At 53.1% G+C, this 10,984-nt stretch carries 9 protein-coding genes; 6 read left to right on the plus strand and 3 right to left on the minus strand.

Annotated elements, in window-relative coordinates:
• Window positions 1–186: 186 nt before the first annotated feature.
• The 3 genes from nadB to nadA are packed head-to-tail and all read left to right on the plus strand — an operon-like array spanning window position 187 to window position 3,654.
• Window positions 187–1,737 (plus strand): L-aspartate oxidase, encoded by a 1,551-nt coding sequence (gene nadB, locus CHM34_RS17565; RefSeq protein WP_206093838.1) that lies wholly within the window; start codon window positions 187–189, stop codon window positions 1,735–1,737.
• A complete protein-coding gene (gene nadC / locus CHM34_RS17570; RefSeq protein ID WP_094265923.1) occupies window positions 1,703–2,548 on the plus strand; it encodes a carboxylating nicotinate-nucleotide diphosphorylase in 846 nt (281 codons plus the stop codon). Before nadB ends, nadC begins: the two co-directional genes overlap by 35 nt.
• A complete protein-coding gene (nadA, locus tag CHM34_RS17575; protein ID WP_094265924.1) occupies window positions 2,548–3,654 on the plus strand; it encodes a quinolinate synthase NadA in 1,107 nt (368 codons plus the stop codon). Before nadC ends, nadA begins: the two co-directional genes overlap by 1 nt.
• Before the next feature lie 117 nt (window positions 3,655–3,771).
• On the opposite strand, the gene CHM34_RS17580 is transcribed toward nadA, so the two are convergent.
• Entirely contained in the window at window positions 3,772–4,650 is an 879-nt protein-coding gene (locus CHM34_RS17580) for a L,D-transpeptidase family protein (protein ID WP_141201760.1), read from the minus strand.
• Between the two features lie 659 nt (window positions 4,651–5,309).
• Between CHM34_RS17580 and pilM the strand changes: the two genes are divergently transcribed.
• From pilM to CHM34_RS17595, 3 genes are read left to right on the plus strand one after another with little or no spacing between them, the layout of a single operon-like run.
• Entirely contained in the window at window positions 5,310–6,320 is a 1,011-nt protein-coding gene (pilM, locus tag CHM34_RS17585; RefSeq protein ID WP_169713817.1) for a type IV pilus biogenesis protein PilM, read from the plus strand.
• On the plus strand, window positions 6,317–6,886 hold the full coding sequence (locus tag CHM34_RS17590; RefSeq protein WP_094265927.1) for a PilN domain-containing protein: 570 nt from the start codon (window positions 6,317–6,319) through the stop codon (window positions 6,884–6,886). The genes pilM and CHM34_RS17590 overlap by 4 nt, the downstream gene beginning before the upstream one ends.
• Window positions 6,887–6,888: 2 nt before the next feature.
• The gene (locus tag CHM34_RS17595; protein WP_094265928.1) at window positions 6,889–7,689 is read left to right on the plus strand and encodes a hypothetical protein; all 801 of its coding nucleotides are present in this window, start codon (window positions 6,889–6,891) and stop codon (window positions 7,687–7,689) included.
• Between the two features lie 86 nt (window positions 7,690–7,775).
• On the opposite strand, the gene CHM34_RS17600 is transcribed toward CHM34_RS17595, so the two are convergent.
• Both CHM34_RS17600 and CHM34_RS17605 read right to left on the minus strand, forming a co-directional pair.
• Entirely contained in the window at window positions 7,776–9,302 is a 1,527-nt protein-coding gene (locus CHM34_RS17600) for a glycoside hydrolase family 32 protein (RefSeq protein ID WP_240512068.1), read from the minus strand.
• 300 nt (window positions 9,303–9,602) lie between these two features.
• Window positions 9,603–10,973, minus strand: a complete 1,371-nt coding sequence (locus tag CHM34_RS17605) for an amino acid permease (RefSeq protein WP_094265930.1) — start codon at window positions 10,971–10,973, stop codon at window positions 9,603–9,605.
• Between the last annotated feature and the right edge of the window lie 11 nt (window positions 10,974–10,984).

The raw sequence follows: 10,984 nt of genomic DNA on the forward strand, positions 1-10,984 counted from the left end.
TGTTTACCTTCGATCATTTCCGTTTTGTGAAATTGTGAAAAGGTGAAACGGAAGTTGAAATGAAAGGGTTTTAAAACATACTTTGTGAAATGTATAGCATCGTCTGAATTTTGGAGTTGACAAAACGCCTGATATTGAGAAAATGTTATTGATTTCTCATGACAACTTTGTGAAAGGAATCACATGATGGAGCGTATCGAAACGGACTTTGTTGTGGTGGGCGGCGGGATTGCCGGATTACTTACCGCCTGGTTGTTGGCCCGAGAAGGGGAAGTCGCCTTGCTCAGTAAAGCCGGAAGCGAGGAGAGCAACTCTTTCCGAGCTCAAGGAGGAATCGCTGCAGCGGTGGGAGAAGGGGATTCTCCCGCTCTGCATCGGAGAGACACCCTGCGTACCGGGGTGGGTCTTTGCGATCCGGGTCCGGTGGATGTTTTGGTCAATGCAGGGGCTGAAACGGTAGATCTCTTGTCGCGTCTGGGAACTCCCTTTGACCGAAAGGGGGAGGAGTGGGCACTGGGACGGGAGGGTTCTCACAGTGTTTCCCGTATCCTTCACGCTTCCGGAGATGCCACCGGGGCGGCCATTACCCGGACACTGCTCCGGCGGGTCACCGCTCATCCCCGTATTCAAAGATATTTCCATACACGGGTGACGGAATTGGTGGTGGAGGAAGGGGAGTGTACGGGTGCGACGGCCGTCGACAGACGCGGGGCGGCATGGCTCTTTTCCGCCCGCTGTGTCATTCTGGCCACCGGCGGTTGCGGACAGCTCTACCGCTACACCACCAATGACGCAGTGACGACGGGAGACGGTTTCGCTTTGGCTTATAAAGCGGGAGCCGAGCTGAGGGATATGGAGTTTATTCAATTCCATCCCACCGCTTTGGCTGTGAAGAGAAACCCGATGTTTCTGGTGTCGGAAGCGGTTCGCGGAGAAGGGGCGACATTGGTGAATGATACCGGTGAATCGTTTATGGCCCGGTATCACGAATGGCGGGATTTAGCTCCCCGGGACGAGGTTTCCCGCGCCATCTACCGGGAGATGCAGGAAGGTCGGCGGGTCTTTTTGGACGCGCGTTCCTTGAAGAGCTCTTTTTGTGAACGCTTTCCCTCCATTTACCGGGCGTGTCTCTCCCACGGGGTCGATCCGGAAAAGGAATGGATTCCCGTGACACCGGCGGCTCATTTTATCATGGGCGGTGTTCAAACGGACTCCTGCGGACGGACCCGGGTGCCGCGGCTGTTGGCAGTGGGGGAAGTGGCTTGTACCGGTGTACACGGGGCCAACCGGTTGGCCAGTAACTCCTTGTTGGAGGGGGCTGTTTTTGCCCAACGCGTGGCGAAGGAGGCGGCTCGGCTGTCACCGCCGCACCGAAAGGCCGGCGGGAGGAAGCCGCTGATTCCAGGGGATTCGCAAGAAGAAGAGAAATGGAAGAAAATCATCCGCCGTCTGATGTGGGAGAGGGCGGGGATCGTCCGAAACGGAGAAAGTTTGAGGGAAGGATTGGAACAGTTGTCCGCCCTCCGGGAACAAGTGCCGGAGCGTTTTTTGGAATGCCATAACATGCTAATCGTTTCACAAGCTATTATCCAATCCGCTTTATGGAGAGAAGAAAGCCGGGGCGGTCACTACCGGGCGGATTTTCCAGAAAAGCTTCGGAAATGGGTGGATCAACACTATCAGGTCCAAAGGGGGAGGCGGGATGAACCCGTTGCGGATGGAAGAATTTGTTCGTGAGGTATTGAACGAAGATGTGGGATATGGTGATTGGACGACAGAAGCTCTGGTCTCTGAAAGCCATCGGAGCCAAGCCAACCTGATCGCCAAAAGAAAAGGAGTGGTCGCCGGTTTACCCGTGGCCGAAGCCGTTTTCCGGAAACTGGACCCGAAGGTGGAGTGGGTCCCTGCGGTGGAGGAGGGAACCCCTGTGAAAACGGGTACCGTACTCGCCCGTCTCAGGGGAAAGACCCGGGCGCTTCTCACCGGAGAGCGTGTGGCTCTCAACTTATTGCAGCGCCTTTCCGGAATTGCTACTGCCACCCGGGAAGTGGTGGATCAAGTGAACGGCTTGAATTGTCACGTTCTGGATACCCGGAAAACGACACCGGGACTCCGTTTTCTGGAAAAATATGCGGTCAAGGTGGGCAGGGGAACCAACCACCGGTTCGGTCTCAGCCACGGTATTATGATCAAGGATAACCATGTCGCCCTGGCAGGCGGCCTGACGGAAGCGGTTCACCGAGTTCGAAAGGAAATGGGACATATGGTGCAGGTGGAAGTGGAAGCGGATACCCTGGATCAGGTGAGAGAGGCCCTTTCCCTCGATGTGGATGCCATCCTGTTGGATAACATGGATGTGGACACCTTGCGCCGCGCAGTGGAGATGATCGGGGGCCGGGTCTGGACGGAGGCGTCCGGCGGTGTCACGCCGGATACCGTGCGAGCCGTGGCGGAAACCGGAGTGAACGGCGTTTCCCTGGGTTGGCTGACCCATTCCACACCGGCATTGGATATCAGTATGGAACTCGAGATGGAGGAGGAATTGTGATGGCGATCGATTGGTTGGCGACCGGTAATCCCCAGTTGCCGGAGGTGTATCGGAATCTGTCCGATCGGGAGTACGACGAGCGCATTTTAAAAGCGAAGGAGCAGCTGGGCCATGATCTGGTGATCATGGGACATCACTACCAGCGGGACGATGTGATCCGTTTTGCCGATTTTACCGGAGACTCTCTCGAGTTGGCCCGAATTGCCGAAAAACAGCGGGATGCAAAGGCCATTGTCTTTTGCGGTGTCCATTTTATGGCGGAGTCGGCGGACATTTTGACGGAAGATGATCAAGTGGTGATCCTGCCGGATATGAAGGCCGGCTGCTCCATGGCGGATATGGCTGACATCGACGACTTGGAGGAAGCGTGGGAAGTGATTCAGGAAGAACTGGGGGATACGGTAATCCCTGTTACCTATGTAAACTCCACCGCCGCTATCAAATCCTTCGTCGGCCGCCATGGCGGGACCACCTGTACCTCCACCAATGCCAGAAAAGTGCTGGAGTGGGCTTTCTCCCAAAAAAAACGGGTGTTATTCCTGCCGGATCAGCATTTGGGCCGCAACACCGCCTATGCCATGGGGATCCCTCTGGAACAGATGGCTGTCTGGAACCAGGTGGACGGTTCCTGGGAAGAGGTGAACGGACCGATGGAGGACTTGCGCGTCCTGCTGTGGAAAGGACATTGTTCCGTTCACACGAAGTTCACTGTCGATCAGATCCGGCGGGTTCGGGAACGGGATCCGGAGACGAAGGTGATTGTTCACCCGGAATGCACTTTTGATGTGGTCCAGGCTTCAGATTGCAACGGTTCCACCAGCTATATCATTAAGACGATCGGAAATGCTCCTGCCGGAAGCAAATGGGCGGTGGGGACCGAGGTGAACTTGGTGCAACGGCTGGCCCAGAACCACCCGGAACAAAACATCCAATTGCTGAGCCAAACGATGTGCCCTTGCCTTACCATGAACCGGATCGATCGTCCTCATCTTCTGTGGACACTGGAAAGCCTGGTCGAGGGAGAAGTAGTCAATCAGGTCGCTGTCGACCCGGATACGACACGCTGGTCTAAAGCAGCTCTGGACCGGATGTTGACACTGGTGTAAACGACGAACCCCAGCCTCTTCAGGGACTGGGGTTTTTGTTTACAGCTTTCCTTACTGCAAAGAAATAAGCCCCGCCGATCAATGGCGGGGGTGCGGCTGTTCCCGGGGAGATGGTTGTCAGCGGACGACGTTTTTGTGAATGTAGGCGGTTTTGCCGTTGTTGAGTCGGATTCGGTGCCAGTTGCCCTTCATTTCCGTCGGATGAAGCCGCGTCCCTTCCGGAACGCGCTGTACAACCTCCCCCGTCATGGACGGGGTCTGTCGGATGTTGGCCAACGGAGCAGTTACCCTCAGCGTGGAAGGGATTTTTTCGGCTACTGTGCGGTGGACGTAAGCGGTTTTGTCTGCATCTGTCTGGACCCGGTACCAATCTCCGGCTGATCCGGTCAAGGTGAAGGGAGTTCCTCGGGTGGACTTATGAAGGATGGAAGCATCCAGCGACGGATGAGACCTGATGTTGGCGACGGGAACGGTGATCTTCACCTGGCCGGATGCCGGTTGCAATTCGATTTGTTCCCGGTCGCCGGTTTTTCCGGTGTGGATCGTGACCGGGGTGCCGATGGGAACGGTATCGTACAGCTGGATCACATCTTCGTTATACATGCGTACACATCCGCTGGAAGCGTGACTGCCGATGGACTGGGGGTTGTTGGTGCCGTGGATGCCATAAGTACGGCCTTGGTCCCCGTTGACCTTCAGACCGAGCCAGCGTTCTCCCAAGGGATTTTCCGGCACTCCGCCGGGAATACCTTTCCACCCCGGTTTGATGAACTTGGTAATGATTGTGAATGTGCCCTCCGGCGTCAGAGAGGGAGTGCGGCCGGTAGCAACGGGATACACGTTTTGCACCGTACCGTTTTTAAACAAAATCAACCGATTGATCGCCAGATCAATATCGATGTGAAAAGCGCTTGCGGCCTCCGCATCCGGTACGGAAACCGTAAATAGGAAGGCCAGTGCCAGTATGGGAGCGAACAGCCATTTCCCCTGTTTCATCATGTTTCTCCTTCCTCCATACGCCAACACAGAGAGAATACGAATGGATTTCTACTTCTATCATATAGGAACCGGTAAACCCCTGGTACAGGGACTTTCCGGAAAACGGATCCCCCTGTCGGGAGGAAAGTGAATATCAGACGGGGAGGGTATCCCCTCTGGTAAGTCCGACCATTCCAAGATAAAATATTTTAAAAGGGACGGGGCTGTATGGAAAGAGGAGGAGAGAGATCTAGTCAAAGAGATGTAATTGGTTGAGACAGGAAAGGAATTTCCCGATTTTTATCCAATGTTAATCTTGTATCAGTCTGTCGTGGGGCCATAACCTAGAAGCGTTGTGACAAAGCTCCTGTTCGGGAGGGTGAAATTCCACATGGGAGTGCCTTTGGCTCGTCAGAACAACGAAACGGAGTGTGGAACCCCACCCCGACCCACCAAGGACACATGCTAAATCACAATGCTTCTAGTGCCCCATCAGAAAATCCAGTTGGGAAGGGTGGTGGGCCGGCGGAGTCCTTGCGTTCTTGGCAAGAGATCGGAGACTGCTTACCAGCCCGACCACCCAGCAATGGTTAAAAAGCAGATCAAGGTTGCTTGAAGGGGCGCTAGAAACACGATGCCGACCCATGAGAGCGGGATTGTTTAAGGAGAAATCGAACATGTCTTTAATCCGGCGATATGCCTTAGGGATGGAATTGACGGACTCGATGTTTAAGTTGGTTGAAGTGAAAAAGGGAATCCGCCGGCCCCGTCTGACCCAATATGTGGTTCACCCTCTGCTTCCGGTATGGATGGGGGAGGAGATGCAGGTGGAAGCCGACGAACTGATCCAGTCGATCTGCGATGCCTTGGTGGGGCGGGATTTGCATACCCGTCGCGTTCACCTGACGTTGAGCAACCGACAGATTGTCACCGGGATCTGGTATACACCGGAGATGCGGAAACAGCGGATGCGCCGATGGATTGAGAAAAAGGTCCTGCCGGAGTGGGAGCTCCCTTTTGACGACCCCCTGTTCGATTTTGAATATGTGGGGCATGTTTGGCAAGATGGAGACCGGCAGGAAGTGATGGTGGCGGCCGCTTCCCGCCGCTATGTGGAAGAACGGGTGGAGTTGGTCCGTTGGTGCGGACTGGAACCGGTTTCTGTGGATCTGACAGCCGCGAGTCTCAACCGGTGGGTGGATTACTCCGAGAAAGACGTTACTTTATATAAACCGGTCTTTCTTCATATTTCCAGAGATAAAGTGGATGTAAGCTTATTCCACTATGGAGTGCTGCAGGGATGTACGGTGATCGATCTTCCGATGAACCGGTTTCTCAACGGAATGCCGGACAGGATTTCTGTTGATCCGCTGACTCCCCTGTTGAGGGAAGAAGAACAGATTCATGCTTATGGAAATGCTTTGTTGGAAGCGTTGAGAGGGGATGAGACGGACTGGATCCGCACCGAAGTGTGGAAACCGTCCCGGGTGTGGGTATTAACTGGCGAAGGTGCCGAATTGAACCGGTTGGAAAAGTGGTTAAAGGAGCGGGATGTCCCTTCGGTTCGCACCGGGGCAGGCCCTCAGGAAATGATGTCCGAAGAATTGCAATTAAAAGCCTCCCGTTGGCTGGGCGCATCCCTGTCCGCCCCGCTGGGGGCGGCGTTGGCAGGGGTGGGGAACCCATGAATTTCATGCCTCCGCAACCGGCGGGTCGCCGTTTTTTTACTCTGGGACTGATTGTCATTCTGCTGTGGTTGGTCCATTTCGCTTTCTTCGCCTTCTGGATCTATCTCGAACAAGTCCAGCAGGAAACCCGGTTGCAAAAAGCCCATGATCAAGTGCAATCCGAAAGGATGGAAGCCCAGGATCAGGTCCAAAAGCACGAGCAGTTCATGAAACGGTACGGTCCGGCGATCACTTACCGGGAGGCGGCACAGGATTTGAGAAAGAACCGCGTCTCCTGGAGTCAGGCGATTGGTATCGTCAATAAAAATCTTCCTTCCGGAGTCTCTTTGATCCGGGCGGAAGGGAAAGGGTCCCGCTTTGACGGATGGGTGGTTTTTTCCTCACCCTCCGAAGCCGCCGCTTTTTTAAAGGATTTGAAGAAAGATCCGCGAGCAAAGGATGTTTATCTGGACTGCATGGGTCGGCGTTGCAACGATGAGACAACCCCGAATCCATTGGAAGGAGAAGCGCAAATCGTCCACTTCCATTTTCGCTTCCTCTCTTCCGTAAAAACGGGGGGTGAATAGGGATGTGGAGGAAAAAGGTCCGACCGCAAGGGTGGTATAAATCTGGAAAAAGTCTTTTCTATATCTGGTTGGGTGGAACGGTGATCCTGTCTACCTTGGCGCTGTCCGTCATTTATCCTCATTATTTGAAAGCCCGTTCCCTTCAGGATGAGATGGAACAGGCCCGGGCCTATATGGATCGGCATGAAAAGATCCTGGATCCGGAATATGAACCACCGCCCCAACCCACACCGGAAGAATTGGCCGGTTTGCAGGAGCAGCTCCCTGTAGAAACCGAACCCGACCGGCTCCTGGTTCAGTTGCGGAAGGCGGTGGAATCCTCCGGGGCGGAATGGGTGGAACTTCGTACGGCGGAGAAACCGGAAGGATTGCCCCGGTTGCCAGTGACGGAGGAGGAAAAAGAGAAAGAAGAAGAAAAAGAGGAGAAAAAAGAAGCGGATGAGAGTGAGCGCAATGAGGACCTGCAGGCCGAAGAGCGGCAGGAGTCGGACCAAGAGGAAGATCCATCCCTGGAAAAAGAGATTCGGGAGATGTTACCCGCTGATGAGTCTCGTTATCGTCGTGTGTGGGTGGATCTGTACGTCCAAGGAACCGATGAACAAGCGAAAGAGCTGTTGGATCGGATCAGCCGGCTTTCCCGAACTGTGTCCGTCGTGGAATGGAATCTTTTCGGGGAGCATCGCCGCCCCAACGTCCGGATTCGGTTTGTCGCCTTTGTGTACCGGGATGGCAAGCTGAAGAACCTGACCGGGGAAAAGGAGGACGTTCCCGCGGCAAATGATTCTGCCGAAGAGAGGCAATAAAACGGGAATTCCAGTCGATCCCAAACGGAACAAGCCTCAGAGAAATAACCCTCTGAGGCTGTTTTATTCAGGGCATCGTCGCTTTTTTATTTCCAAGCGGACTTGAGTCTGTGGACTTTCAGCTTTTTCAGTTTTACGTTCCCGCCTTCCGTAAACAACTCTAAACCTTGGTTTTTGAGATCCGGGAAAATCCGATTGGTTAGTACCGTTTCCCCATCGTTTCCAAACACCTCTACCGACGAGCGGTCCACAAGGATACGGAGTTGGACTGTATGGTTTACCGGTTCCATTTTGGCTTCATAGATACCGGGAAAATGTTCGCTAAAATCGGTTTCCCCCGACTTCGTCCGGTCAACAAAAAGCTTTTGAGTTTGTGTATCGTAACCAATCACTGTTTCCTCTTCCGACCCTTTTCGTACCTTAAAACCAAACTCTTTAGCCGTTTTCAACCGGATTTCAGCTTCAATCTCCAAGGTTTCTCCTTTGATATCGGACAGCAAATGGTTTTTTGGAGTTATCATCCGGTTTCCCCAAGTGCGGGTATCTTCTCGGAGTTGACTGAATTCACGGACGGGTTCTTGGATCAACGTATACTCCCCATCCCTTTTTGTCAGGGACACCTCCCGGGGGATGGACATCGCACTGCGCCATGGAGAGGTCGGGATATCTTGAGCGTATTGCCAGTTGTTCATCCAAGCCAACCAAATACGGCGCTTTCCGGTATTGTTCCACGCCTGTGTGGCATAGAAGTCTTTTCCGTAATCGACCCATTGAACATCTTTTTGATCGGTAGTAAACTTCTTTCCGTCAAATTCCCCAACGAAGTATTGACCGCCGGAACCGCCGGCTACCGCCCCCGGGTTGATATCCACCTGCAGAACCCATTTGGTTTCGTCCGGATTCCCTTTTACGGGGAGCTGAAACAGTTCGGGACACTCCCATACCCCTCCGTGGGCCCCTTGGTTGGCTCCGAATTCACTTGCAAAGCTCCAGTTTTTCAAGTTCTTTGAGGTATAAAATTGAATCCGATCCCCGGCAGCCAGTGCCATCACCCATTGATCCGTTTTATCGTGCCAAAATACCTTGGGATCCCGGAAATCTTTGATACCAGGGTTGGGGATGACAGGATTTCCTTTGTATTTATGCCATGTTCTTCCATTGTCTTTGCTGTATGCGATACTTTGTTGTTGGGTTTCTCCCGCACTTGTATAGATTGCTACCATGCCCGATTTCCCATCAAAAAAACCACTGGTATCATGTTGATCGACCACGGCACTACCGGAAAAAATCATTCCGAGTTCATCTTCTTTTAATGCTACGGGTAAGTGCTCCCAATGGATGAGATCTTTACTGACCGCATGCCCCCAACTCATGTGCCCCCATTTGTCCCCATACGGGTTGTACTGGTAAAACAGGTGGTATTCACCGTTGTAGTAGACTAATCCATTGGGATCATTCATCCAGTTCTTCTGCGGAGTAAAATGATATTGCGGGCGATAGGGCTCGTTGTATTGAGTTTCATTTGCTTTTTTGGCTTGCAGTACACCCGTTCTCCAGGGGATTAACAAGAAAGAAGCGACCAGAAGGCAAATCAAAACCGAGCGTGTTTTCATGATCATCCTCTCCTCCTCTTCGTTCTGAAAAGTAAAAAATATACAGAAATGACGGGGATGCGTTTACACTCTCCGAACCATGGCGGAACATCCCCTTGACGAGTGCATAATCGAAAGCGCTTGCATTTACAGCCCACTGCCATAACAGGGGAGTCTAGGGTGTGTGGGGTCGATCGCTGAAGGTGGATTTTTGATCACTTTTGATTATATATGATCTATTGCGATTATTTCAATAATATTTTCGCAATATTTTTGGATGACATAAAAATGCCCCTCAACGGGGGCTTTTTGTGAGTTGTATCAGCGTTCCTTACGACGGAGCATTCCATAGGCGGTCAGAACGATGGCAAACCAGATCGGACCGACGATCAGGCCCACCCGGGTTTCCGGGTCAAACCCGAGCAAGATCAAAACGGCGGCGAGAAAAAGCAGGATGGTCCAGTTCAGCCACGCGCCGCCGGGGAATTTATAGTGGCTTTCCGGTAAACGTCCGGCTTTGACGGATTTCCGATATTGTAAATGGGCATAGATGATGATTGACCAGGTCCAGAGCGCTCCCACCGTGGATATGCTGGTGATGTAGATAAAAGCTTTTTTCGGTATCACATAATTGAGAAGCACCCCGATCAACAATACCAGTGCTGAGGCGGTTAGCCCCCAGGCGGGAACATTGCGCCTGTTCAGCCTGCCGAACAGGGCGGGGGCCTGATGGGAGCGGGACAGGGTCAGCATCATGCGCCCGGTGCTGAATACACCGCTGTTACAGGAAGAGAGGGCGGCGGTCAGCACGACGAAGTTGATGATACCGGCGGCACCGGGGATGCCGATTTTTTCAAAGGTGAGTACAAAGGGACTCACCCTGGCCGTTACTTCATTCCAAGGGAAGAGGGCCATAATCACGAAGAGGGCACCGATATAAAAAATCAGGATTCGCCATAAAACCTTGTCGATGGCGGAGGGCAACGTTTCTTCCGGATCTTTTGCTTCCCCCGCCGTTACCCCGATCAGTTCAGTGCCCAAAAAAGAAAACATCACCATCTGAAGGGAAAGAAGAATTCCGGAAATGCCTTGGGGAAAGAAACCCCGGTGAGCCCATAGATTGGACAGGCCCAACGGCCGACCCTGATTTCCCCACCCTGTCGTGATGATCAAAAGCCCGATACCGATCAAGGCTAGTATGGTGACCACTTTAATCAATGCGAACCAGAATTCCACTTCGCCGTATACGTTGACGGCGATCAGATTGATGATATAGATGGCGATTAGAGCGATCAAGGCGGGGATCCACTGTGGTATGTCGGGAAACCAATACTTGGTGTACAGTCCGACCGCCGTAATCTCCGCCATCCCAGTAACCACCCACAAAAACCAATACGTCCAACCGGTGACAAATCCGGCCCACGGGGCGACAAACTCCCGGGCATAGGCGCTGAAAGAACCGGAAACGGGTTTGTATAACGCCAATTCTCCCAGGGCCCGCATAATCAGAAAAATGACAACTCCTCCCAAAAGATAAGAGAGCATCAAAGCCGGTCCTGCGGTCCGAATCGCTTTGGCAGAGCCCAGGAACAGTCCGACTCCGATGGCTCCGCCGATAGCGATCAACTGGATGTGCCGTTCTTTCAGCCCCCGGGATAATCCTTCTCCTTTTTTCTGCTCGGTTTCGGCCATAGGGGTAACCC

Source organism: Paludifilum halophilum, from assembly GCF_002245355.1.
Lineage (GTDB): Bacteria > Bacillota > Bacilli > Thermoactinomycetales > DSM-45169 > Paludifilum > Paludifilum halophilum.

What these genes read in the sequence shown, in the direction of transcription:
- nadB (WP_206093838.1), top strand. Translation starts at nt 187, where the DNA reads ATGGAGCGTATCGAAACGGACTTTGTTGTGGTGGGCGGCGGGATTGCC.
- nadC (WP_094265923.1), top strand. Translation starts at nt 1,703, where the DNA reads ATGAACCCGTTGCGGATGGAAGAATTTGTTCGTGAGGTATTGAACGAA.
- nadA (WP_094265924.1), top strand. Translation starts at nt 2,548, where the DNA reads ATGGCGATCGATTGGTTGGCGACCGGTAATCCCCAGTTGCCGGAGGTG.
- CHM34_RS17580 (WP_141201760.1), bottom strand. Translation starts at nt 4,650, where the DNA reads ATGAAACAGGGGAAATGGCTGTTCGCTCCCATACTGGCACTGGCCTTC.
- pilM (WP_169713817.1), top strand. Translation starts at nt 5,310, where the DNA reads ATGTCTTTAATCCGGCGATATGCCTTAGGGATGGAATTGACGGACTCG.
- CHM34_RS17590 (WP_094265927.1), top strand. Translation starts at nt 6,317, where the DNA reads ATGAATTTCATGCCTCCGCAACCGGCGGGTCGCCGTTTTTTTACTCTG.
- CHM34_RS17595 (WP_094265928.1), top strand. Translation starts at nt 6,889, where the DNA reads ATGTGGAGGAAAAAGGTCCGACCGCAAGGGTGGTATAAATCTGGAAAA.
- CHM34_RS17600 (WP_240512068.1), bottom strand. Translation starts at nt 9,302, where the DNA reads ATGAAAACACGCTCGGTTTTGATTTGCCTTCTGGTCGCTTCTTTCTTG.
- CHM34_RS17605 (WP_094265930.1), bottom strand. Translation starts at nt 10,973, where the DNA reads ATGGCCGAAACCGAGCAGAAAAAAGGAGAAGGATTATCCCGGGGGCTG.